22 protein-coding genes and 1 tRNA gene are annotated in these 23,558 nt (G+C 70.5%); 10 read left to right on the forward strand and 13 right to left on the reverse strand.

All coding sequences use genetic code 11. The features are described 5' to 3' along the window. Positions 1-666: 666 nt before the first annotated feature. Positions 667-739: transfer RNA gene (locus tag ABZ893_RS16455), tRNA-Arg, on the reverse strand. A gap of 206 nt (positions 740-945) precedes the next feature. On the opposite strand from ABZ893_RS16455, the gene ABZ893_RS16460 reads away from it, so the two are divergent. Continuing rightward, on the forward strand, positions 946-2,661 hold the full coding sequence (locus tag ABZ893_RS16460; protein ID WP_361403214.1) for a class I adenylate-forming enzyme family protein: 1,716 nt from the start codon (positions 946-948) through the stop codon (positions 2,659-2,661). A 9-nt stretch (positions 2,662-2,670) separates the two neighbouring features. On the opposite strand, the gene ABZ893_RS16465 is transcribed toward ABZ893_RS16460, so the two are convergent. Further along, entirely contained in the window at positions 2,671-3,951 is a 1,281-nt protein-coding gene (locus tag ABZ893_RS16465; protein WP_361403217.1) for a M6 family metalloprotease domain-containing protein, read from the reverse strand. Between the two features lie 288 nt (positions 3,952-4,239). Between ABZ893_RS16465 and ABZ893_RS16470 the strand changes: the two genes are divergently transcribed. Together ABZ893_RS16470 and ABZ893_RS16475 are read left to right on the forward strand one after the other, a co-directional pair. Beyond that, positions 4,240-4,914: a helix-turn-helix domain-containing protein gene (locus ABZ893_RS16470; RefSeq protein WP_361403219.1), complete on the forward strand. Its 675-nt coding sequence runs from the start codon at positions 4,240-4,242 to the stop codon at positions 4,912-4,914. 69 nt (positions 4,915-4,983) lie between these two features. Continuing rightward, positions 4,984-6,525, forward strand: a complete 1,542-nt coding sequence (locus ABZ893_RS16475) for an MFS transporter (protein ID WP_361403222.1) — start codon at positions 4,984-4,986, stop codon at positions 6,523-6,525. Positions 6,526-6,550: 25 nt separating this feature from the next. Here ABZ893_RS16475 and ABZ893_RS16480 read toward each other — a convergent pair whose 3' ends face one another. Continuing rightward, positions 6,551-7,057, reverse strand: coding sequence for a MarR family transcriptional regulator (locus tag ABZ893_RS16480; RefSeq protein WP_361403225.1), 507 nt, complete (start codon positions 7,055-7,057; stop codon positions 6,551-6,553). A 119-nt stretch (positions 7,058-7,176) separates the two neighbouring features. On the opposite strand from ABZ893_RS16480, the gene ABZ893_RS16485 reads away from it, so the two are divergent. Next, entirely contained in the window at positions 7,177-7,944 is a 768-nt protein-coding gene (locus tag ABZ893_RS16485) for a class III extradiol ring-cleavage dioxygenase (RefSeq protein ID WP_361403227.1), read from the forward strand. 4 nt (positions 7,945-7,948) lie between these two features. Here ABZ893_RS16485 and ABZ893_RS16490 read toward each other — a convergent pair whose 3' ends face one another. Continuing rightward, positions 7,949-8,503, reverse strand: a complete 555-nt coding sequence (locus ABZ893_RS16490) for an N-acetyltransferase family protein (RefSeq protein WP_361403230.1) — start codon at positions 8,501-8,503, stop codon at positions 7,949-7,951. A 202-nt stretch (positions 8,504-8,705) separates the two neighbouring features. On the opposite strand from ABZ893_RS16490, the gene ABZ893_RS16495 reads away from it, so the two are divergent. Continuing rightward, complete coding sequence (locus tag ABZ893_RS16495) at positions 8,706-9,710, forward strand: sigma-70 family RNA polymerase sigma factor (RefSeq protein ID WP_361403233.1); 1,005 nt, start codon at positions 8,706-8,708, stop codon at positions 9,708-9,710. Positions 9,711-9,876: 166 nt separating this feature from the next. On the opposite strand, the gene ABZ893_RS16500 is transcribed toward ABZ893_RS16495, so the two are convergent. After that, entirely contained in the window at positions 9,877-10,848 is a 972-nt protein-coding gene (locus ABZ893_RS16500) for a WYL domain-containing protein (RefSeq protein ID WP_361403235.1), read from the reverse strand. A 111-nt stretch (positions 10,849-10,959) separates the two neighbouring features. Between ABZ893_RS16500 and ABZ893_RS16505 the strand changes: the two genes are divergently transcribed. Further along, positions 10,960-12,471, forward strand: a complete 1,512-nt coding sequence (locus ABZ893_RS16505; RefSeq protein WP_361403238.1) for an MFS transporter — start codon at positions 10,960-10,962, stop codon at positions 12,469-12,471. 103 nt (positions 12,472-12,574) lie between these two features. Here ABZ893_RS16505 and ABZ893_RS16510 read toward each other — a convergent pair whose 3' ends face one another. Continuing rightward, positions 12,575-13,831, reverse strand: a complete 1,257-nt coding sequence (locus tag ABZ893_RS16510; RefSeq protein ID WP_361403241.1) for an extracellular solute-binding protein — start codon at positions 13,829-13,831, stop codon at positions 12,575-12,577. A 70-nt stretch (positions 13,832-13,901) separates the two neighbouring features. On the opposite strand from ABZ893_RS16510, the gene ABZ893_RS16515 reads away from it, so the two are divergent. From ABZ893_RS16515 to ABZ893_RS16525, 3 genes are all read left to right on the forward strand, one after another. Next, a complete protein-coding gene (locus ABZ893_RS16515) occupies positions 13,902-14,771 on the forward strand; it encodes a TetR family transcriptional regulator (RefSeq protein ID WP_361403244.1) in 870 nt (289 codons plus the stop codon). Between the two features lie 130 nt (positions 14,772-14,901). Then, positions 14,902-15,666 (forward strand): glucose 1-dehydrogenase, encoded by a 765-nt coding sequence (locus ABZ893_RS16520; protein WP_361403247.1) that lies wholly within the window; start codon positions 14,902-14,904, stop codon positions 15,664-15,666. 242 nt (positions 15,667-15,908) lie between these two features. Beyond that, on the forward strand, positions 15,909-16,127 hold the full coding sequence (locus tag ABZ893_RS16525; RefSeq protein WP_361403250.1) for a hypothetical protein: 219 nt from the start codon (positions 15,909-15,911) through the stop codon (positions 16,125-16,127). A 47-nt stretch (positions 16,128-16,174) separates the two neighbouring features. Here ABZ893_RS16525 and ABZ893_RS16530 read toward each other — a convergent pair whose 3' ends face one another. From ABZ893_RS16530 to ABZ893_RS16545, 4 genes are all read right to left on the reverse strand, one after another. Next, positions 16,175-16,948: a DUF6227 family protein gene (locus tag ABZ893_RS16530; protein ID WP_361403253.1), complete on the reverse strand. Its 774-nt coding sequence runs from the start codon at positions 16,946-16,948 to the stop codon at positions 16,175-16,177. A 142-nt stretch (positions 16,949-17,090) separates the two neighbouring features. Then, a complete protein-coding gene (locus ABZ893_RS16535; RefSeq protein ID WP_361403582.1) occupies positions 17,091-18,278 on the reverse strand; it encodes an Ig-like domain-containing protein in 1,188 nt (395 codons plus the stop codon). Positions 18,279-18,524: 246 nt separating this feature from the next. After that, positions 18,525-19,613, reverse strand: coding sequence for a P1 family peptidase (locus ABZ893_RS16540; RefSeq protein WP_361403256.1), 1,089 nt, complete (start codon positions 19,611-19,613; stop codon positions 18,525-18,527). A 12-nt stretch (positions 19,614-19,625) separates the two neighbouring features. Then, entirely contained in the window at positions 19,626-20,789 is a 1,164-nt protein-coding gene (locus ABZ893_RS16545) for a low temperature requirement protein A (protein WP_361403259.1), read from the reverse strand. 268 nt (positions 20,790-21,057) lie between these two features. Between ABZ893_RS16545 and ABZ893_RS16550 the strand changes: the two genes are divergently transcribed. Beyond that, a complete protein-coding gene (locus tag ABZ893_RS16550; RefSeq protein WP_361403262.1) occupies positions 21,058-21,237 on the forward strand; it encodes a hypothetical protein in 180 nt (59 codons plus the stop codon). 13 nt (positions 21,238-21,250) lie between these two features. Here ABZ893_RS16550 and mscL read toward each other — a convergent pair whose 3' ends face one another. The 3 genes from mscL to ABZ893_RS16565 form a co-directional block, all read right to left on the reverse strand. Continuing rightward, positions 21,251-21,703, reverse strand: a complete 453-nt coding sequence (mscL, locus tag ABZ893_RS16555; RefSeq protein ID WP_361403265.1) for a large conductance mechanosensitive channel protein MscL — start codon at positions 21,701-21,703, stop codon at positions 21,251-21,253. Between the two features lie 138 nt (positions 21,704-21,841). Beyond that, positions 21,842-22,378 carry a hypothetical protein gene (locus tag ABZ893_RS16560; RefSeq protein WP_361403268.1) on the reverse strand — a complete coding sequence of 179 codons (537 nt, stop codon included), beginning with the start codon at positions 22,376-22,378 and terminating at the stop codon, positions 21,842-21,844. Between the two features lie 204 nt (positions 22,379-22,582). Next, on the reverse strand, positions 22,583-23,464 hold the full coding sequence (locus ABZ893_RS16565) for an S-methyl-5'-thioadenosine phosphorylase (protein ID WP_361403585.1): 882 nt from the start codon (positions 23,462-23,464) through the stop codon (positions 22,583-22,585). Positions 23,465-23,558: the final 94 nt, after the last annotated feature.

Consider the following 23,558-nt stretch of genomic DNA (forward strand, 5'->3'; position numbering starts at 1 on the left):
CACCGTGGTCACCGTAGGAGCTCACGGAGGTCTGCGGGGCGTGAGTAGGAGTGCTGGCAGCTGCGGTCCCCGCCGCACCGATCGCGGCAGCACCTGCCACGAGAGCGCCAGCTGCGGAAACCGCAAAGATGTGCTTCAGACGCTGCGCCTGCATGATCTATGCCTTCCCTTTGATCGACTCGCGCGCTGGTCCGACGCGCGATTGTCGGCCGTGGCCACAGCAAGATGCGCGGCGTGATCTTGAATTCGCCGCGTGTCATGCGGGAAGAACTTCCCTGTCCGGCTCCGTTGCCCCGCAGTGCGGGGGTTTCACGAGCCTGGAGGCCGCGGTCTTCAAGGATTCGCCGGAAGAGGGCTTACTGCCGGGTTCCGGCTCCCACTTACGTAACACTAGTCGTCCCTTGAGCGATCGCATCTTGGGCGGGCTGTCAAGCGTTTGCCGCTTCGAGCGTGGCAGATCCAGGTCGGCCGAGCCTGCCGCGGCATAGCCGCGACTTCGGAGTCAGGACGTTCCAGGCCGCAGCCTGTCCCTTTGCCCCAACCCACCACTCTCTCCCCGCGCGCTCACCACGATGGGCCGGCACTCGCGTACGGCGCCCCCTCCATCCCGGCATGGCAAAGGGCCAGTTCGAGAGGATCAAGCCTCTGAACTGGCCCTTCTGTCTGTGCCCCCGGCAGGATTCGAACCTGCGACACCCGCTTTAGGAGAGCGGTGCTCTATCCCCTGAGCTACGAAGGCGTGCAACCAGTGACAGCGTAGCGGATGCTGTCGGTGGGGTTCGCTGGTGTTTCGCGGGCGGGGTGGTTGTGTCGGGTTGCCCTCGGTGGTCGGGCGGGGGAGCTTCCGGATCAGGGTTTTGTGGGTTTGCTGGAATCGCGGGCGGCGGCGCGTACACACTGGCCGTCCCTGTCTCGTTCGGTCAGTCGAAAGGGGTTCCACCCCACATGGAGCCGCAGCCGTCAGTCCCTGCCGATCCCGTTCTCGCGTTGCTCACCTCGCCCGGGGCTCCCTTCGCTGTTGTGCGGGGCGAGGGTGGGGGGCTTGAGTATGTCGATGGGCCGGGGACTCTGCGGGAGTTTGTTGAGACCACCTGGGCGTTCGGGGACACGGACTTTCTCATCGCCGGGGGTCAGCGGCTCACCTACTCGGAGTTCTTTGCCGCCGCGTCGGCGCTCGCTCGGCGGTTTGTGGATGTGTATGGGCTGCGGCCCGGGGACCGTGCTGTCGTTGCCATGCGGAACTATCCCGAGTGGCAAGTTGCCTTCTGGGCTGCCCAGTTGGCCGGGCTTGTTGCCGTGCCGTTGAACGCCTGGTGGACCGAGGACGAGTTCGCGTACGCCCTCGATGACTGCGAGCCCGGCGTGCTCATCGTCGACGGGGAGCGGTTCGAGAGGGTCCGGGCGTGGGTGGAGGGGCGGTCGCGGGTGTGGACGCTTGTCTGTCATTACGACGGGGAGTTGCCGGGCGGCGACCGGTTCGAGCGGTACGAGGAGCTGCCCGTCGCCGATCCCGCGCTCGGGCCGCCCGATGTCGACGTGCGGCCCGACGACGACGCCACCATCATCTACACCTCCGGGACCACCGGGCGGCCCAAGGGTGCCGTCGCCACGCACCGCGCGCACGTGGGTGCCATCGCCAACCCCCGTTATTTCGCGGCCCTTTCGGCGTTGAGGCGCGGGCAGATCCCGGGGCAGGGGCCCACTCCCGTCGCGCTGCTCACCTTCCCCTTCTTCCACGTCGCCGCGTTCACCGGGTTCTACGCGGCGATGTCGGCCGGCGGCACCCTCGTCCTGCTGCACAAGTGGGACGCCGGCAAGGCGCTCGCCGCGATCCGCGAGCACGGGATCACCAACTACGGCGGGGTGCCCGCGACCGCGCTGCAACTGCTCGCCGCCGCCGAGGCCGCCGGCGACGACATGCCGACCATGGCCATGTTCAACACCGGAGGCGCCGCCGCGCCGCCCGACCTCGTGGCCCGCCTCACCGCCCGTTTCGGCGACCGTGTCGAGCCGCGCAACGGCTACGGGCTCACCGAGACTCTCGGCGGCGTCACCGCCAACTTCGGTGCCGAGTACCGGGCCCACCCCGAGAGCGTGGGCCGGCCCGCGCCCGCCGTGGAGGTGCGGGTCGCGGGGCCCGGCGGCGAAGCCGTCGCCGACGGTGAGGTGGGGGAGCTGTGGCTGCGCGGGCAGTCGGTGATACGCGGTTACTGGCGGGACGAGGAGGCTACTGCCACGGCGTTCGCGCCCGGTGGGTGGTTCCGGACCGGGGATCTGGCGACGTTGCGGGACGGGCGCGTGAGCGTCGTCGACCGGATCAAGGACATGGTGATCCGGGGCGGCGAGAACGTGTACTGCGTCGAGGTCGAGGCCGTTCTGCACGACCATCCCGACGTCGTGGACGCGGCCGTGCTCGGGGTGCCGCACCCGGTGCTGGGTGAGGAGGTCGCAGCCGTCGTGCAGGTCAGGGCCGGGGCGGCGCTGGACGCCGACGCGCTTCGGGCCCACGTCGGCAAGTCCCTCGCGGCGTTCAAGGTGCCGGCGTACGTGCTCCTCAGGGAGGGGCCGCTGCCGCGCAACGCGACGGGGAAGCTGCTGAAGCGGGAGCTGCGGGGGCCGGTGGGGGAGGCGATTCGCCGGCCGCCCACCACTCCTGCGTAAAAGCACCGCCTACCTCCGCGTGACCGCCACCCGATAGTCCCCGTTCATCTCCGCCGCCTCGACCTTGATCTGCACTCCGGTACGGGTGTCCTTGAACGTCTCGCCGGGGGTGAACGCCGCGTCGGAGAGTTGCGCGTGGACGTTCGGGCTGCGGGTGCAGCCGCCGCTGTTGCGGGTGGCGTCCTCGACGGTGATCGGGCCGTGGCCCGTGTCCACACTCGCGTCGACCTTGTAGATGAGGACGCCGGGGCGGCACACCGCCTCGTCGTTGCCCTCGCGGGTGCGGACCTCGATCGCGTAACCCGTCTTCGTGGTGAGCGGGACGAACGCGAGCTTCGTGCGGCCGTCGTTGCGGCCGAGCGGCGACAGGTCGTGCTCCGTCGTGCCGCTCGTCGACGCGCAGCTGACTTGGTCGTTCCCGAGCCAGCCCAGCTTCCACTTGTGCCAGCCGAGCATGTCGTTGTCGGCGCCCCAGTCCTCGCTCATGATGTCCCAGTGGCCGACGGCGCCGCCGCCGTCCTGGGTGTAGAGGTCGGGCAGGCCGAAGGTGTGGCCGTTCTCGTGCGGCAGCACGCGGTAGCCGGTCTGCGCGTACGAGCCGGAGCCGTCGTCCTGGCGGCTGTAGACGAACGAGGCGTTGGAGATCGCGACGCCGTCCGCGACCGGCGCCTCGCGGTTGCCGGCGAACGTCACCGACAGCACGGTGTCGAGCGCCGAGGGGCCCGCGTTCGGGGTCATCAGGAAGTTGACCAGGTCGTAGTCGCGGAAGTTCACGTCGGGGTCGGCCTTGGCCACGATGTCGTCGACGAGGTTGCGGTAGCCGGGGTCGAAGGGGGCGCCGCGTTGTATCCCGTACGCGGCGAACGGCTTCGGCATCCGCAGCCAGTGCCTGATCGGGGCCTCGGGGCGGTAGTCGAGACGCCCGTACGACGCGGTACGGAACCACTCCTGGGTCTGCGGGAAGAACTCGCCGAAGCGGTCCATCGCGGAGCCCTGGCCGGGGGCGTCGGAGAAGTCGACCATGAGGTTCAGGGCGTGGACGGTGCCCGTGGAGCGGGCGTAGCCGGGCTGCGTGGGCATCCCTTCCGACATCTGTACGCCCATGGCGCCCTGGATCATGCAGGGGTTCAGCTCGGCCGAACGGGACAGGGCGACGGGGCCCGCGCCGGCCGGGGACGGGGACTCCGGTATGAAGCGGCCCGTGCTCGCCGACGTGCTGACGGCGAGGGCCATGGCGGCGAGCCCGGCGAGCCCTGCGCTGCGCCGGGCTCCGCGTATGCGCTGCCGCATGAGATCGCCTCACCCTCGTACTCCGGCGGGCCCGAAGGCGGGACACGCCGCTTCGATCACCCTGTGGCGGGGGGTGCGGGGGCGCTCGCTGAGTGCGCCGATCAGGGGATTCTGGCGAGTGTGACGCAGGTCACATTGAGGGTGGGAAATAACCGGGGAGCGAGTCCCCGTTTAGCTGGGTGTCCGGATGAAACGGGGACTGAGTCCCCGGATCGGAAGGGTCCGGCGCTTCGGCTTTCAGGCGGCGTCGGAGAATCGTAGGAACGCCCGCCGGAAGGAGCGATCCCCATGAGTGCCGCCGCCTCGGCCCCCACCCCCGCCAAGCAGCCGCGCCGCGTGCCGAAGCCGCGCGCCGACGCGCTGCGCAACCGGGAGCGGATCGTCGCCGCGGCCCGGGAGATGATCGTCGAGTACGGGGCAGAGGTCCCGATGGACGAGATCGCCCGCCGCGCGGGTGTCGGCAACGCCACCGTCTACCGGCACTTCGCAGACCGCACCGAACTGCTCCGGCACGTCGTCCTGTCCGTCATGGACAGCGTCACCGAGCACGCCGAGCGGGCGATCGCCGTCGCGGACGCCGACCCGGAGGCGTCCTTCAGTGCTCTGCGTACGTTCGTCCATGCCGCGGCCGACGAGCGGATCGGCGCCCTGTGCCCGATGCTCTCGGCCGTCTTCGACCTGCAACACCCTGATCTGCTGGCCGCCCGCGACCGGCTCGACGCCGGCACCGAGGGCGTCATGGCGCGAGCCCGCTCCGCCGGGCAGCTGCGCGCCGACATCGCGGTCGGGGATCTGATGGTCGCCCTCTCCCAGCTGACCCGGCCGCTGCCGGGCACCGGCTGCATGGAGGCCGACCGGTTCGTCCACCGCCATCTTCAGGTGTTCCTGGACGGCCTGATGGCACCGGCCCGCTCGGAACTCCCGGGGACGGCCGCGACTTTGGAGGATCTCCGGCAGGGCTGACCACCCGCGCCGGCCGCGCCCTTTTACCCACTAGACATTTCGCGCTTATTCGAGACTTGGAGTCCCGTCATGGGTACCCCCTTGCCAAAAACAGGTCCGGCGCCCGTTCTGCCGGCCACCGATCCCCTGCGCTGGAAAGCGCTCGTCTTCATCGCGCTCGCCCAGCTCATGGTCGTGCTCGACGCGACCATCGTGAACATCGCGCTGCCGTGGGCGCAGCGGGACCTCGGCATATCCGACGGGAACAAGCAGTGGGTCATCACGGCCTACGCCCTCGCCTTCGGCGGACTGCTCCTGTTCGGCGGCCGGATCGCCGACCTGTGGGGCCGTAAGCGGACCTTTGTGACCGGCCTGCTCGGCTTCGCCTTCGCGTCCGCGCTCGGCGGCGCGGCCCAGGGCGAGGCGATGATGCTCGGCGCCCGCGCGCTCCAGGGCATGTTCGGCGCGCTGCTCGCGCCCGCCGCGCTCTCGCTGCTCGCGGTGATGTTCACCGACGCCAAGGAACGCGCGAAGGCGTTCGGTATCTACGGTGCGATCGCCGGAGGCGGCGGTGCCGTCGGCCTGATTCTCGGCGGCTTCCTCACCGAATACCTGAACTGGCGCTGGACGTTCTTCGTGAACATCCCGTTCGCGATCATCGCGGCGGTGGGTGCGTACTTCGTCGTGCGGGAGCCGGCCGGTTCGCGTAACCGCTCGTCGCTCGACATTCCGGGTGTCGTCCTGTCGACCCTCGGTCTGGTCTCCCTCGTCTACGGCTTCACGCGCGCCGAGTCCAATGGCTGGTCGGACGCCGTGACCGTGGGCATGTTCGTCGCCTCGGCCGTGGCGCTGCTCGCGTTCGTGCTCACCGAGTCGAAGGTGCGCTCGCCGCTGCTGCCGCTGCGCGTCCTGCTCGACCGCAACCGCGGCGGCGTCTATCTGTCGCTCGGGCTCGCCGTCATCGCGATGTTCGGCCTGTTCCTCTTCCTGACGTACTACCTGCAGGTCGTGCGCGGGTTCTCGCCGGTGACCACCGGGTTCGCGTTCCTGCCGATGATCGTCGGCATGATCACGGGGTCCACGCAGATCGGGGCCCGGCTGATGACCCGGGTCCGGCCGCGGCTGCTGATGGGTCCCGGGTTCCTGGTCGCCGCGCTCGGGATGCTGCTGCTGACCCAGCTGAAGGTCGACTCCTCGTATCCGGCGCTCGTCCTGCCGGCGCAGCTGCTGCTCGGGCTCGGTATGGGTACGGCGTTCATGCCCGCGATGTCGCTCGCGACGCACGGGGTGGAGCCGCGTGACGCCGGTGTCGCCTCCGCGATGGTCAACACGTCGCAGCAGGTGGGCGGTGCGATCGGTACGGCGCTGCTGAACACGATCGCCGCGTCGGCGACCACGGCGTACGTCGCCTCGCACGCGGCGGGTGCCGCCGACCCCAAGCTGCTTCAGGCGCAGGCCATGGTGAACGGCTACACCCATGCCATCTGGTGGGCCGTCGGCATCCTGGTCGCGGCGGCGACGATCGCGCTGACCCGTATCAACACGGGGGTGCCGGGCGGCGGTTCGCTGAAGGCGTCGGGGAGCACGGTGGGTGCGGAGGACGAGGTGGCGGTGCCGGTGGTGGCGCACTGACTCCCTGAACGGGGGCGGGCGGGGACTACCGGAGCCACGGGAGATCCGCCCCCGCCTCCTTCGGCTGAAGGCCCTCGGCGACGATCCTCATGATCTCGCCGAGGGTCTTCTGCTGTTCCGGGGAGAGCCGGTCGAGGAGGGCCTGGCGGACGGCGGCGACATGGCCCGGTGCCGTGCGCGTCAGGACCTCGTAGCCCTCGTCGGTGAGGCAGGCGAGCTGGCCGCGGCGGTCGGAGGGGCAGTTCTGGCGGCGGACCCAGCCGCTGCGCTCCAGGCGGGCGACGGCGTGGGAGAGGCGGGAGCGGGTGATCTTGGCCTGCATGGCCAGTTGGGTCATCCTCATACGCCGGTGCGGCGCCTCGGAGAGCAGGACGAGCAGCCCGTAATAAATGTGCGGCATTCCCGCGTCCCGCTGGAGTTGCCTGTCGAGGTGGTCTTCGAGCAGCGTGGTCGCATGGAGGTACGCCTGCCAGGTGCGCTGCTCCTCGTCCGTGAGCCAGCGGGGGGCGGCGGGGATGGGTGCCGTGGTCATGTATCCACTCTACGTACATCCTGCTTGAAAATTAAACAACTCGGCGCTACTCTTTCGCCATCACTTGAGACTTCAAGTAAATCCAGGGTCGCGGAATCTCGGAATCCAGGAGTGTCGCCATGCGTATGCCCGCTCTCTACCTCAGCCACGGCGCGCCGCCGCTCGCCGACGACGCCCTGTGGACCGGCCAGCTCGCGGACTGGTCCGCCGACCTGCCGCGCCCCCGGGCGATCCTGATGGTCTCCGCGCACTGGGAGGAGGCCCCGCTCGCCCTCGGCGCCGTCGAGACCGTACCGCTCGTCTACGACTTCTGGGGCTTCCCCGAGCACTACTACCAGGTGCAGTACGGCGCTCCCGGCGCCCCGGAACTGGCTGAATCCGTACGTAAGTTGCTGCGCGGACCCGGTGTACCCGTCCAGGACATCCCGGACCGCGGCCTCGATCACGGCGCGTACGTTCCGCTCGTCGAGATGTACCCCGACGCCGACATCCCGGTCCTGCAGATCTCCATGCCGACGCTCGACCCGCAGAAGCTGATGGACATCGGCCGCAAGCTCGCGCCGCTGCGTGACGAGGGCGTGCTGATCGTCGGCTCGGGCTTCTTCACGCACAACCTCGCGGCGCTGCGGCAGGGCGGCATCCCGGCCTGGTCGTCGGAGTTTGACGACTGGGGCCACCGAGCCCTGGAGGCCGGCGACGTCGACGCCCTCCTCGACTTCACCCACAAGTCCCCGGCCGGCCAGCTCGCCCACCCCCGCACCGAGCACTTCGCGCCGCTGTTCGTGACGATGGGCGCGGCGGAGGCGAGCGGCGAGCTGGACGCGCAGCGCAGCGTCATCGACGGCTTCTGGATGGGACTGGCCAAGCGGTCTGTTCAGTTCGGGTAGGGAGCTACTGGCCTGGGGTAGTGCGTGCGGGCTCGTCGGGAGCGCCCAGCGGCTTCTCGTACCAGGCCACATCCCAGTACCGGCCGAACTTCCGGCCGACCTCGCGATACGTGCCGATGTGCGTGAAGCCGAAGCGGGTGTGCAGGCGGGCCGAGGCCTCGTTCGGCTGTGTGACGCCCGCGTACGCGCGGTGCACGTCCTCGCCCGCGAGCGCCTCGAAGAGCGCGCCGTAGAGCAGGGTGCCGATGCCGCGTCCGCCCGCGTCGGGGGCGCAGTAGACGCTGACCTCGACTGATGTGGCGTACGCGGGCTTGGGGCGGAAGGGGCCCGAGGTCGCGTAACCGAGGATCCGGCCCGAATCGCGGTCCTGGGCAACCAGTAGGCGGTGCGGGCCGTCTTCAGGGTGGGAGAGCAGCCAGGAACGCCGCTCCAGCGGGGTGAAGACGTGCGTGTCGAAGGTGATCGACGTTTCGCGCACGTAGTGGTTGTAGAGGGCGGTGAGGGCGTCGAGGTCTTCCTCGGACCCCGGTCTGACCTGCACGTCCGTGGACTCCGTCACCGTGTGCGCCTCTCCCTGCCCGGCCAATGGCGGCACAGGGTACTGCATGATCACGAAAATCGATGGGCGGCATGGGAATTCTGTCCGGATTCCAGTCGTTGTTTCCATCGGATGCCGGGCACCCGGGAAGGTGGTCCGGCCGCCACAGGACCACAGGACCTGTCCACCGCAGGCCCCCGCCCACCATCGCAAGGGAGCACGCATGGCAACCCGTGCCGTCGCCCGTCGTAAGTCCGCCGCCTCCGGCGAGACCGACGGCGCACGCAGTGTTCGCGCCGTAGGCGGCGAGATCGCCGACCGCGACCTGGTCGGCATGTACCTCGACGAGATCGCGCGTACGCCGCTGCTGGACGCCGCCAGGGAAGTCGAACTGTCACAGACCATCGAGGCGGGTGTGTACGCCCGGCAGATCCTCGACGGTGAGGCGGAGAGCAAGGCCGCGGGGGACGCGTCCCGCGAGGAGCTGGAGGCGCTCGTCGCCGAGGGTGAGCGGGCCAAGGACATCTTCATCAAGTCCAACCTGCGCCTGGTCGTGGCCGTCGCACGCCGTTACCCGAGAAGCGGCCTCCCGCTCCTCGACCTCATCCAGGAGGGGAACGCCGGCCTGGTGCGCGCCGTCGAGAAGTTCGACTACCGCAAGGGCTTCAAGTTCTCCACGTACGCGACCTGGTGGATCCGGCAGGCCATCACCCGGTCCATAGCCGACCAGTCGCGCACGATCCGGCTCCCCGTCCACCTGGTGGAGGAGCTGGGCCGTATCCGCCGCGTCCAGCGCGAGTTCAACCGTAAGAACGGCCGGGACCCCGAGCCCGAGGAGGTCGCCGCCGAGCTCGACACCAAGCCTGCTCGCGTCGTCGACGTCCTGGACTGGGCCCGCGACCCGGTCTCGCTGAACATGCCGGTCGACGACGAGGGCGAGACCCAGTTCGGCGACCTGCTCGAGGACACGTCCGCCGTGTCGCCCGAGCAGTCCGTCCTCACGCTGCTGCGCAGCGAGGAGCTCGACGATCTCATCGGGCGTCTCGACCAGCGCACCGCGTCCATCATCAAGATGCGGTACGGGATCGACGACGGCCGCGAGCGGACGCTCACGGAGGTCGGCAAGGAGCATGGGCTTACGCGGGAGCGGATTCGGCAGATCGAGAAGCACGCGTTGCTCGAGCTGAAGAAATTGGCTCGGGACACTGGGTTCGACGCGGCGGCCTGACCGGCTGGGGGCGTGGTTTCTGGGGGCTCTGCCCCCAGGCCCCCGCGTTCCTTGTCCTCAAACGCCGGACGGGCTGGAAGGGTGCCTGAGCGGGCTGGAAGGGTGCCGGAGCCGGTTGGAAAGGTGCCTGAGCGCGCTGGAAGGGTGCCGGAGTGCGCCGGTCCGGTCAGGCTGAGCCCGTCGCTCTGTTCAGGCGTGCGCCCAAATCCCGTATGTAGCTGACCAGTTCTTCCGGGCCGTGTGCCGTGAATTCGCAGTCCACCAGGGCCAGGCGTAGCGCCAGCCACTCCACCGAGTCGGAGGCCGTCGTGCGCAGGCGGCATGTTCCGTTGGGCCCCGGTACCGGGACCCCCAGTGCCGAAGGCAGTCTCGCCGCCACGAATTCCGCCGGTGCCTCGAACGTCACGTCGATGTCGTAGCCCGGGCGGCCGCGGGTCGTCATGGAGCGCCGCAGGTACTCCGCCGCGTCCCCCGTCGGCAGCTCCCGCGGTACGAAGCGCGCGCCCGTCGCGAACGGCTCCTCGATCCGGTCCACGCGGAACGTGCGCCAGTCGACGCGGTCGATGTCGTACGCCACCAGATACCAGCGCCGCCCCGTCGACACCATCCGGTACGGCTCCGTGAGCCGCCGCGACTGCGTGCCGTCGCCCGAGCTGTAGCGGAACCGCAGCCGCTCCTGCCCCGCCGTCGCCGACGCGAGAACGGTGAGCGTCTCCGTAGCGATCGACGCACCGTCCCCGCTGGTCAGCGGCATCGTCGCGGCCTGCAGTGTGGAGACCCGGTGCCGCAGGCGCGACGGCAGCACCTGCTCCAGCTTGGCGAGCGCCCGTACCGACGCCTCCTCCACGCCCTCGACGGCGTGCCCGGCGCCGGCGCGCAGGCCGACCGCGATGGCCACCGCCTCCTCGTCGTCCAGGACGAGCGGCGGCAGCGCCTTGCCCGCGACCAGGCGGTAGCCGCCCTCCGCGCCCATCGACGCCTGCACGGGATAGCCCAGCTCCCGCAGCCGGTCCACGTCACGGCGCACGGTCCGCCGCGAGACGCCGAGGCGCGTGGCGAGTTCGCCGCCGGGCCACTCGCGCGGGGTCTGGAGCAGGGAGAGCAGCTGGAGCAGCCGGGCCGGGGTGGCGGTGGTCATGGTGCGTCCCCAATCTCGTTCGTCGTTTCGCCGCGCGTTTGTTATCGATGCCACTCAGGATGCGTGGGATCTAGGACGCCCCCTGACCTACTTGGCTTCTAGTCTCACGGTATGACTTCATCCGTGACCACCCCCGACAGGCGACGCTGGTTCGCCCTGGCGATCGTGATGACCGCGGCCTTCATGGACCTGGTCGACGTGACGATCGTCAATATCGCGATTCCGTCCATCCAGCGCGACGAGGGCGCGACCTTCGGGCAGATCCAGTGGATCACCGCCGGTTACGCCCTCGCGTTCGCCGCGGGTCTGATCACCGGCGGACGACTCGGCGACATCTACGGCCGCAAGAGGCTCTTCCTCATCGGCATCGCCGGCTTCACCCTCGCCTCGGCGCTCTGCGGCTTCGCTGTGAACCCCGAGATGCTGGTCGCCTCGCGCATCCTCCAGGGCGGCATGGCCGCGATGATGGTGCCGCAGGTCCTCTCGATCGTGCACGCCACCTTCCCGGCCCACGAGCGCGGCAAGGTCTTCGGCCTGTTCGGCATGATCGTCGGCCTGGGCGCGGTCTCCGGCCCGCTGCTCGGCGCCCTGCTCACCGAGGGGAACCTCTTCGGTCTCGAATGGCGCCCGATCTTCCTGATCAACCTGCCGGTCGGCATCGTCGGACTGCTCCTCGGCCGCGCGTTCATCAGCGAGTCCAAGGCGCCGCGCGCCCTCAAGCTCGACCTTGGCGGCGTCGTCCTGGTCACGCTCGGCCTGCTGTTGCTGCTCTACCCGCTGACCCGCGGCCGCGAGCTCGGCTGGCCGCTGTGGGGCCACCTGATGATGGCGAGCAGCGTCCTCGTCTTCGCGGCGCTCGTCGCCTACGAGAAGTACAAGACGCGCCGTGACGGTTCGCCGCTGGTCGAGCTGTCCCTGTTCAAGGTGAAGAGCTTCGCGGCCGGCATCGCCGTGCAGACCGTCTTCGGTGTCGCGCTCGGCATCTTCTTCCTGGTCTGGACGCTGTACATGCAGGTGGGCCTGGGGTGGACGGCGCTGCGCGCGGGTCTGACCGGGGTGCCGTTCTCCGTGGCCGTCTCGGCGGCGGCGGGCATCTCCGTACAGAAGCTGGTGCCGCGGTTCGGGCGGAAGGTGCTCCAGGCGGGCGCGCTGTCGATGATGTCCGGGCTGCTGCTCTACATCTGGGAGGCGGGGCACTACGGCGCCGCGATCACCTCGTGGCAGATGGCGCTGCCGCTGCTCGTGATGGGCATCGGCATGGGCCTCATCGTCGCGCCGCTGACGGACGCGGTGCTGTCCGAGGTGCCGAAGGAGCACGCCGGTTCGGCGTCCGGCCTGATCAACACCGTGCAGCAGATGGGTACGGCGCTCGGCCTCGGCCTGGTCTCCGTCGCCTTCTTCGGGACGATCGGCGACCACCTCGCGCCGGCCGCGATCGGACCGGCGTTCGTGGACGCGTTCCGTAACTCGCTGTGGTGGGTCGTCTGCGTGCTCGGCTCGATCTTCGTGCTGATGTTCGCGCTGCCGCGGAAGCCCGCGCAGCACATCGAAGGGGGCGGCGACCAGGACGCGGCGCCGTCGGAGGCCGCCGGGCCGGTCGAGAAGGCGACGGAGCTGGTCTGACGGGGCTGGTCTGACAGGGCCGGTCTGACGGGGCTTCGGCCCCGCGGTACTCCGGGTGGGCGGGTTCTCGCGCTGCGGCGCGGGGGCCCGCCCACCCGCCGTTTCAGGACGCGGTGTGGATCTCCGCGCGGCTCGCCGCCGTGTCCAGGGCCGTGAGGACGGCGCGCGGGTCGCCGCCGCGCAGGACCGCGGCACCGATGTCGGTGCGGATGGCGGCCCGCACCTCGGGCCACGACGCCAGGTTCACCGGCTGGAACTCGGCCTTCGGCATCTGGTCGATGAACTCCCACAGGGGGCGCTGCTTCGGGTCGGAGCGCAGCGAGTCCGACGCCGACGCCGTCACGGGCAGCGCCGCCTCCCCGCCGCTGTACGCGACCGACGACTTCTTGCTGTACAGGTACGTCAGCAGCTCGCCGCAGGCCTTCTTGTTGCCGTTCTGGTTGAACGCGAGCAGCCAGTCGTTGAGCCCGAGCGGCGGCGCGGCGCCCCCGCCCTTGCTGGGGAAGGCGGTGTGCGCGTACGGGAGCCTCGCCTGGTCGGCGGCGCGCATCAGGACGGGGTGAGCCAGCATCATGCCGACCTGGCCCTGCAGGAACTGCCCGTACGCCGCCGTCCTGGACAGGCGCTGCGGGGCGGAACCGGCCAGGCCCTCGGTGACCAGGTTGTCGCGCAGCCACGTGAGCGTCGCGATGTTGCTGGGGCTTGCGAACTCGTAGCCGGTGACACCCGCGTACGTGCCGCCGCCCGCGAGCAGCCACGAGAGCGCCTCGTCCTCGGCGGCCTCCGGGCCGAGCTGGAGCCCGTACGGCGTCGGTACGCCGATGCCCTTCAACGCCTGTGCGGCGGACCGTAGTTCGTCCCACGAGGTGGGCGCGGAGACGCCGGCCTGCTTGAAGAGCTTCGTGTTGTAGAAGAGGCGCGGGGTGCTCGCCAGGAACGGGATGCCGTACTGGACGTAGTGGGACACGCCGGCCTCGGCGAACGACTGGATGAAGTCGGCCTGGGTGGGGATGGCGAACAGCTCGGACGTCGGGTAGAGCTTGCCCGCTTCGGCGAACGGGGCGAACGCGTTGGACTGGGCTATGTCCGGGGCCTTGCCCGCCTTCACGCGATCGGCGAGAGTCTTGTCGAGCTTGAGGAACGGGATCCGCTCGAGATGGATCTCGACGTCCGGCTTAACCTTCTTGTAGGCCTTCACGGCGGCGGCCCACTGGTCGCCGATCGAGGAGCCGACGCTCTTGTCGTAGCTCGCCACCATCAGGTGCAGCGAGGTCTTCGACGAACTCGAACAGCCACTGAGCCCGTAGGCCGCGGCACCGGCCAGACCGGCCGTCTGAAGAAGGAAACGTCTCCGCCGCACTGCTCTCGCCCACCCTTGGTTGAACACCGGAATAGTGGCAGATTCTGCCACAGAGGCATAGCATGACTTTATGGCCGGTAGTTCCAAAACCCTGATGGCCAGTAGCTCGAAAACTGAGACGCTGACCTCGACGACAGAGACCCTGCTGGAGCGACGGAAGGCCGCCACCCGGCTGGAAATCGCCCGCACGGCCGCCACCTTGTTCGTGGCGGACGGCCTGCGCGCCACCCGCGCCGAGGACATCGCCCGCGCGGCGGGAGTCGCGCCGCGTACGTTCTACCGCTACTTCGCGACCAAAGAGGAAGCCGTCGCGCCCCTCTTCGCCGCCGGTGCCCAGATGTGGGCCGAGGCCGTGCGCGACGCCCCGGCCGGACTGTCCGTCCCCGCCGCGCTGCGGCACGCGGTCGCCGAGGCGCTGACCGCTGACGACCCGGCCAACGTGGAATCCCTGGAGTGGGTCAGGTCGCTGCTGCGCATGGCGGCCGAGAGCCCGGCGCTTCAGGCGGTGTGGGGCATCGCCTGTCATACGTCGGAGGCCACGGTGCTGGCGGTGCTTCAGGAGCGGGTGGGGGAGCGTGCGGGCGCCGATTCGGGCGCGGGCGCGGGTGCCGGCGCGGGCTCGGAGTCGGACTTGGGCGCTGCGTCGGGCTCGGCTTCGGCTTCGGGCGTTGGGTCGGGCTCGGCTTCGGCTTCGGCTTCGGGCGCCGGGTCGGGCGCCGCGTCGGCTTCGGGTGCGGAGGCGTCCGTCGGCGCCGGTGCGTCTGTTACGCCCACCCCCCTCTCCGTACGCATGGCCGCCGGAGTCGCCTGCACCGCCATCCGCGTCGGCGTCGAGACCTGGGCCATGAGTGACGCCCCCGCCGGCGGCGAACTAGGGCCCGCGGCGCTCGCCACGCGATGCCTCGCGTCGCTGGGTGACTTCCCATGGGCGCCTGCTTAGTGTCCCGGCACAGGGTCACCACTCCCGGTTCCCGAAGGGGCACCGCCCCGAACCCCCGAAGACTTCCCGAACCCCCGAAGACTTCCCCGAACTCCCCTGCCACACCCCCGATTTCCTCAGGAGACCTCACATGAACAACCTCACCGGCAAGACCGTCCTCATCACCGGCGGAGCCCGCGGTATCGGCGCCGAGATCGCGCGCATCGCCGTCGAGGCCGGCGCGAACGTCGTCGTCACCGACGTCCTGGAGGACGAGGGCAAGGCCCTCGCCGCCGAGCTCGGCGAGCGCGCCCGCTTCGCGCGCCACGACGTGACGTCCGAGGAGGACTGGGCGAGCGTCGCCGCGTTCGCCACCGCCGAGTTCGGCGGGCTCGACGGCCTGGTCAACAACGCGGGCATCTCCACCGGAATGCCGGTCGAGACGGAGTCGGTCGACCACTTCCGCAAGGTCATCGACATCAACCTCACCGGTGTCTTCATCGGCGTGAAGACGGCCATCAACGCCATGAAGGACAACGGCGGCGGCTCCATCGTCAACATCTCCTCCGCCGCCGGCCTGATGGGCCTCGCCCTCACCAGCTCCTACGGCGCCTCCAAGTGGGCCGTGCGCGGCCTGACCAAGGTCGCCGCGGTGGAGCAGGGCACGAACAAGATCCGCGTGAACTCCGTCCACCCCGGCATGACCTACACCCCGATGACCGCCCAGGTCGGCATCCAGCGCGGCGACGGCAACTACCCGAACACCCCGATGGGCCGCGTCGGCGAGGCGGACGAGATCGCGAAGGCGGTCGTGTTCCTACTCTCGGACGACTCCTCGTACGTCACCGGTGCCGAGATCGCCGTGGACGGCGGCTGGACCACCGGCCCGACGGTCAAGTACGTCATGGGTCAGTAAGCCGCCGGTCAGTAAGCGCGCCGGTCGGTAAGCGCGCCGGTCGGTAAGCCGCTGGCGAGTAAGCACGCCGGCCGGTAGGCGCGCCCGGCACACCTGCCGAAGGGCCCGGTTCTCCGCGCGGAGGGCCGGGCCCTTCGGCGTCCCGTTCGGCGCCCCTCTGTCCGGTCCTGCGAGATACGTCACGGTCCGGGTCAAAGGCCCGGACTGTGGTGTTGACTGGCCTTATGCCTGAGCACGTGTCCATGTTTCAGCCGATAGGCGTGGCGTTCCTCGCGGCCGTGGCCGTGATGTGGGTCGTCGGAGTCGTCCGCCTGATCCGCCATGTGGTCTGGGGCAAGCCCCGGCCCGTCAGCCCGATGCCGGTCCAGAGCGGTCCGCCCGCCATGGAGTCCGTGCCGCTGACCCCGGCCGAGTGCGACGCGTTCGCGGGGCTTGTACGTCAGTTCAGCCGCCGCCGGTAGCTCATTCGTCGTTGGTCGCCCGGCGCTCCGCCGGCCGCAGCGCTTCGCTAGCCGCAGCTCGGGCGGGAGCGGTTCGTGGCGCGGCCTTCCATCGCCGCTCGGGCGTCGTCCTGGGTGGCGTACACCTCGCACATGTGGCGGCCGTCCGGCGTCGCCGTGTGCTCGGTCTCCCAGAGGCTGACCTCGCTGCCGTCGACCAGCAGGAACGCGTGCTCGTAGAGCGTGAAGCCGAGGCAGGGGCGGCCGAAGGCCTGGGTGATCTGGTGCGCGCAGGCCGTGCGCAGGAGGCGGGCGGTGCCGGGGCCCGGGCAGTCCTCGTTCTCCGCGCGGCGCAGGAGGCGGCGGGCGTGGTCCGCCGAGTCGTCGGCCACGTACGAGCGGCGGGGCTCGGGGAACGACGGGGGCTGGAGGGGTAACGGCAGCTCGAACTCGGGCGCGGCTTCCGGGGGCAGCGGGAGGCGGTCCGTCGCCAGGTGGAGGTCGTCCTCCGAGGTGTAGAGCTCGTGCTGGGTGTGCCGGCCCGGCATCGTGTTGTGGACCAGCTCCCACAGGGTGAGCGCGCTGCCGTCCGCGAGCAGCCAGGTGTGCCGGTACGTCTCGCGGTGCAGGCCCGCGCTGTGGTGCGCGGAGTGAAGCGAACTGTCGTACGCGAGCGCGCAGTCGAGGCGGGCGAGGGCCTCGTCGGGCAGCTCGAAGGAGTTCAGCGCACGGCCCAGGAGGCGCCCGAGCTGCTCGTCCGGCTGGTGGTGGCTGCCGTCCGGCCGGCGCGACCCGTGCGACTCGGGTGGCTCGTACGCTGCGGTGTCGTACGGAACGCTCAAGGCATCTCCCGGCGTTGCTACATGTCACCTTGTGGGTGCATACCGTAGCCCCTAGGTCCGACCTCGTGGTCTCGAAATCAGAAACGGACGGGCCGCCCGGGAAAGTTCCCGTGCGGCCCGCCTCGAATCAGGGACGTACGCGTCAGACCGAGCTGCCCGCCGTCCACTGGTCCCACGCCATGTTCCAGCCGTTGAGGCCGTTGTCGGGGGCGATCGTGGTGTCGGGGGAGTTCTTGACGATCACGAGGTCGCCGATGAGCGAGTTGTCGTAGAACCACTTGGCGATCGTCGCGCCGCCCGCGCCCTGGACGTCCTCGAGGCCGACGCAGCCGTGGCTGGTGCCCGTGCGGCCGAACGGCGGATTGCCCTTCGGGTACCAGTAGTTGCCGTGGATGAACGTCCCGGACGACGACAGGCGCATCGCGTGCGGCACGTCAGGGATGTCGTACTCGCCGCCGAAGCCGACCGTCGACCCGTTCATCCGCGTCTGCACGAACTTCTCGGAGATCACCATCTGCCCGTTGTACGTGGTGTGCTGCGGGCTGCCGGCCGAGATCGGGATCGTCTTGATCGTCTGGCCGTCCCGGACGACGGTCATCGTCTGGGTGTCGACGTCGACCGTGGAGACCTGGGAGCGGCCGACGGTGAACGTGACCGTCTTGTCCTGCACGCCCGTCACGCCGTCCGCGCCCTGCACACCGTCCAGGGCGATCTTCATCGTGACCTTGGAGCCGGCCTTCCAGTACTCCTCGGGCCGGAAGTCGAGCCGCTGCGCGCCGAACCAGTGGCCGACGACCTGCTGGCCGCTGCTGGAGGAGACCGTGATGTGCGACTGCACGGCCTTCTTGTTCGTGATCGCCTTGTCGAAGGTGAACGAGACCGGCATCCCCACGCCGACCGTCGTGTCGCCGTCCGGCGTGTATGTGCCGATGAAGCTGCCCGACGTGGTGACCGTCGTGAAGATCGAGTTGGCGGCGGCGGTGCGGCCCTCGGAGTCCTTGGCGGTGGCGGAAATGCGGTACTTCGTGCCGCGGTCCAGCTGCTCCTTCGGCTTCCACACCGCGCCGTCGGCGGAGAGCGAACCGGCCACCGTCTTGCCCGTGTCGGGCTCCGTCATCGTCACGGCCGTGAGCTTGCCGGAGGTGACCTTCACGCCCGTCGCGTTGATGGACGCGCCGGTGGAGCCGTCCTTCGCGGAGATCGTGATCTGCGCGGCGGACGAACCCTTGCCGTTGCCGCCGCCCTCCTTGTTGTCGGAGTTGTCCGCGGAGGCGTTGCCGCCGCAGGCCGTGAGCACGAGCGCGCCGACGGCGAGCGCGGCCGTCGCCATCAGGGTCCGCCGCGCGGTGCGCACGCGGCCCGGTCCGGGCTGTCGGGGATGCTGCTGAAACACGGCGGTGTCCGTGTTTGTCACGGGATACTCCAGGATTCGTCACTTACTCCAGTGTGTGTAGAGAGCGTGAACTCACCGGAAAGGTTCCTTCCGGTTAATGTGAACGGAGACACGTGCCGCACCCGCAACCGCGCGGGCCCTTTCCGCCGTGAATACCTGCCGTTCTGGCAGCTGTGCGGGACCTCAACTCCCGTACAGCTCCCGGTAGGAGAGGAACGTGCCGCCCGGTCCCCGCACCGTCTCCGCCGCCAGTACCGCCCGCACGATCGCCCGCGTCACCATGTCCGCGCCCGCCGCGAGGATGTCGTTGAGCGCGAGCGGGTTCGCCTCGTCCAGCGGGCGGGCGCCGGTCGCCACGGCGAACACCGTGTCCCCGTCGTTCAGCAGATGCACCGGGCGGACGGCGCGCGCGATCCCGTCGTGCGACGTGCCCGCGAGCTTCTGCGCCTGCGAACGGCTCAGCACCGCGTCCGTGGCGACGACGGCCAGCGTCGTGTTCAGCGGCGGCGCCGCCGGCCCGCCGACCGCCTCCTCCGTCTCCCGCCTGGCCTCGGCGATGCGCTCCTGTGCCGCCGCGTGTACCTCCGGTGCGGGGTGCGAGTAGGGGTGCTCGCCCCTCGCAAGGTTCGCGAGGTCCGGGTCGAAGAGCCGCCCGTACAGCGCTCCCGTCGCCGGATCCACCGCGGAGCCCGCCGCGTTGGCCACCACCAGCGCCGCGACCGTGACGCCCGAGTCGAGGACCGTGCTCGCCGTGCCCACGCCGCCCTTGAGCCCGCCGATCACCGCGCCCGTGCCCGCGCCCACCGAGCCCTCCGCGACGGGGGAGCCCAGAGCCGAGGCGGCCGCCGCCTCCACCGCCGCGCGGCCCGTCGCCGCGTCGGGCCTGGCCCGGAACTCGCCGCCCCGCCCCAGATCGAAGACGCACGCGGCGGGCACGACCGGCACGACATGGCGCGGATCCGGCCCCACCCGCACGCCCCGGCCCTGCTCCTCCAGCCACGCCATGACGCCCGACGCGGCGTCAAGGCCGTATGCGCTGCCGCCCGTCAGCGTCACCGCGTCGATACGGCGCACCACGTTGCGCGGGTCGAGCGCGTCCGTCTCCTTAGTGCCCGGCCCGCCGCCGCGCACGTCCACGGCGGCGGTCATCCCGCCCTCGGGTGCGAGCACGACCGTGGTGCCGGTCAGCCGGCCGCCTTCACCGGCCCGGGTGGCATGGCCGACCCGCAGGCCGGCGACATCGGTCAGGGCGTTGCGCGTCGGAGTCGTCATACGGCATCCGTATCACGAGAGTTGGGCCCCGGAGCCGTCCTCCGCGCGCTCTCCCCGGGCGGTGAGCGTCGCACCCGCCGCTACGGTCAGCGAGGCCGCGACGCCCGCCAGGAAGACGGCCCAGCCGCCCGCGAAGGTGCACAGCGCGATCATCAGCGCGCCCAGCGGCAGCACCAGTTGCTGAGCGGCGCCGACCTTGAAGTGCCGGGTGTGCAGAGCCCACACCGTCAGCAGGTACAGCGTCGTCGGCACGGTCACCGCGGCCGACGCGGCGAGCGTCGAGATGTGCGCCTGCCCCACCGCCTCCACCACGGCCACCGCGATGCCCGCGCCGATCGCCGCCGCCGAAGCGAAGATCACGTAGTGGCCGTAACCCCACAGGAACGCCTCCCGGCTCGAGCGCAGATACCCGTGGATCGGGACCGCGAAGTAGATCCACCACGCGGCGAACACGATGAGCAGCCCACCCGCGGCGACCGACAGCAGCTCGCCGAGCGCGCCGTGCTCGTCCACCGCGGACTTCACGGCGACCGTCGCCGCCGCGATCGACTCACCGAGCACGATGATCGTGAAGGCGCCGAAGCGCTCGGCGATGTGACGCGGGTGCCAGGACGTGATGGCGCTCCTCTCCGCGTACACCGGGACGGACATCTCGGCGACGGCCATCACCAGGAACACCCACGGTCTCGCCGGCTCCGGCAGGACCAGCAGGCCGAGCCAGCCGACCTGGCAGAGCATCACCCCGCCCGCGTACCGCAGCGCCGTGCGCCGGTCGGCACCCGTCGTGGAGGCCGCCGCGCGCAGCCACTGCGCGGTCATCGCGACTCGCATGATCAGGTATCCGAGCCAGACGGCCATGAACTCGTGTCTCTCGAAGGCCTGCGAGACCCCGGCCGCCAGCACGAGCACACCGGCGATCTGCACGAGGGTGACCACCCGGTACAGCGCGTCGTCGGTGTCGTACGCCGACGCGAACCAGGAGAAGTTCATCCACGCCCACCAGATGGCGAAGAACACCATCGCGTAGTCGAGCACGCCCTCGCCGGCGTGGCCTGCCGTCACGGCCTTCACCAGCTGGGCGCCCGCCTGGGCCACGGCCACGACGAAACTCAGGTCGAAGAGCAGCTCGAGCGGGGTCGCGACCCGGTGCGCCTCGCCCCGGCCTCGGGAGGTCATGCGGAGGAAGGGGTGGCGGGGGCCGGGGTGTTTCTCTGCGCCTGGGCCGGTGGTGCCGCTCTGGGAGGGTGTCATTGGCCAAGCACAGCAGACGGGGCGCCCGGCCGGAGATGGTGGCTCGCGTCGAGCGGTGCGCGCCGGGCGGCCCCTGGCACGCGCCGGACGGTCCACCGTGCGCGCCGGGCGGGTCGCTGAGAGCGCCAGTGGACCCGCACCCCGGTCTCCCGCACCCCGGCCCCCCGCGCGCCGGGCGACGTACGCTGGAGGCATGAGTACCGCTCCCGCCCCCGAACCGCGCGATCCGAAGAGCGCGCTGGTCTTCGACGACCCGCTGAACGCACAGTCCTCGGACGACACGGACCGTGGGTGGGGCGAGCGGCCCACCGGCGGCGACAGCGCCGCCGACCTGGCTCGCTTCCTCGACGAGAAGCCGCCCCACCACATCTGAGCCGCAGCCGGCGCTAGGCCTGCCCGGAGCCTCGCTGCGCCACCATCAGGTCGCGGATCTCCTTCAGGACCTCCAGCTCGGAGACCTCCAGCGTCTCGTGCACGCCCGCCTTCGCGGCGTCCCGGTCCGCCTTCTTGGCCAGGTACTTGGCCATCGGCAGCACCATCAGGAAGTACACGACCGCCGCCGTGATCAGGAAGCTGAGGGCCGCGCTGAGCACCGAGCCCCACAGGATCTCGATGCTGTCCGGGCCCGGGCACGTGCCCTTGATGCAGGACTTGTAGCCCTCCAGGTCCTTCGTGCCGAAGGCGCCCACCAGCGGGTTGATGACGCCCTTCACGATCGCGTTCACGATGTTCGTGAAGGCGGCACCGATGACGACCGCGACGGCCAGGTCGATCACGTTGCCACGCATCAGGAAGGCCTTGAAGCCCTCCCACACACTGGGCTTCTTCTTCTCGCTCACCCGGAGGCCTTTCTTCACATGTACAGGTTGTGGAGCAAACAGCACCGCAACTTACGACAACATGGTGCAGACCTGTCCAATTCGGTAACTCGATCGAGGGACTTGACCCCGAAGATGTGCTGGTGGGGTCGGCGAGGATCACCACAGCGTCACCGCCAGCCGTGAGGTCGTACCGGCCCCCGCGAGCCGCGCCGCCGTCGCCCGTGGAACGGACAGGACGACCAGCGCACCGCCCTCCGCGGCCACGTCCGCCGACTCCGGCACGGACCTGACGCGCGCCCCCGCCGCCACGATCCGGGCGCCCTGACCGCCGCCTTCTCCGGGGGAGGCTCCAGCCGCGACCACGTCGACCCGGTCGCCCGGCCGCAGCAGGCGCACGGCCGCCGCGTCCGCGATCCGTACCGGCGCGGACACCGTCACGACGGGCCGGCGCGACGACTCCCGCGCCTCCCCCTCATGTGCGGGCGCTACGCGCTCCCGACCCGGCCCGGCGCCGGACGGCCCGGCGGCCACCAGTGCCGCCGCTGTCAGCGCCAGCCCCACCGCGACGGCCCGCCGCCGGTGCCGCACCCCGGACCGGGCCCGCCACCGCCCGCCCCGCACCCGCAGCGGCGCGAACCGGGGGACCTCGCAGGTCGGGGGAGTGCTGAGTGAGGAAGTGCCGGGCTGATACATGCGGGACCACCACCAGGATCGGAACGGAGTGCGGAGTTCGGCGGACGAGCTGGAGAGCCCGTCTCGCGCTCCACGATCCACGCTCCTGCCGATCCCCGCTGAGCCCCGTGGACTACCGACCGGTTGTGGACAACTCCCTCACCGGAACGGGAAGTTCACCCACAAAACCCCGGCCGCCAGAGGCCCAGCCGCGCCCCGGCGCCCCTACGGCAACGCGAACCCCGGATCCATCCCCCCGAGCGCCCGCGTACACAAACAGTCGCGCTCCCCGGCCCCCGGCAACCCCGCCACCGCGTCGAAAAGCACCGTCCGCAGCCGGTCCACATTCGCGGCGAAGACCTTGAGCACGTCGTCGTGCGAGACGCCCTCGCCCGACTCGGCGCCCGCGTCGAGATCGGTGACCAGGGTCAACGACGTGTAGCAGAGCTCCAGTTCACGGGCGAGCATCGCCTCGGGATGTCCGGTCATCCCGACCACCGACCACCCCTGGGCCGCGTGCCAGCGCGACTCCGCCCGGGTCGAGAACCGCGGCCCCTCGACGACCACGAGCGTCCCGCCGTCCACCGGCTCCCAGCCGCGCCCCCGCGCCGCCTTCACCGCGGCCCGCCGCCCGTGCGGGCAGTACGGGTCGGCGGGCGACACGTGTACCACGTTCGGAACGGTCCCGTCCGGCAGCGGCAACCCGTCGAAGTACGTCTGCGCGCGGGACTTCGTGCGGTCCACGAACTGGTCGGGCACGAGGAGCGTCCCCGGCCCGTACTCCGGCCGCAGGCCGCCCACGGCGCACGGGCCGAGGACCTGCCGGACGCCCACGGCACGCAGGGCCCAGAGGTTGGCGCGGTAGTTGATGCGGTGCGGCGGCAGATGGTGGCCGCGGCCGTGGCGGGGGAGGAAGGCGACCTTCCGGCCGGCGATCTCGCCGAGGAAGAGCGAGTCGCTGGGCGACCCGTACGGGGTGTCGACCCGGATCTCGGTCACGTCGTCCAGGAACGAGTAGAAGCCGGACCCGCCGATGACGCCGATCTCGGCCGTCACCTCCGTGCTCGCGCGGTCCCCACTGCTCACGGTGCTCACACTGTTCGCCATGCCCGGCACAGTAGCCATGCGGCGCACAGTAGCGGGGCCGGGAACGCCGAATACCCTGCCGTCGGCGGACGACAGGGTTCCGTAAGAACTGGCC

Origin of the sequence: Streptomyces sp. NPDC046821 (genome assembly GCF_040645335.1) — a bacterium.
Classification (GTDB): domain Bacteria; phylum Actinomycetota; class Actinomycetes; order Streptomycetales; family Streptomycetaceae; genus Streptomyces.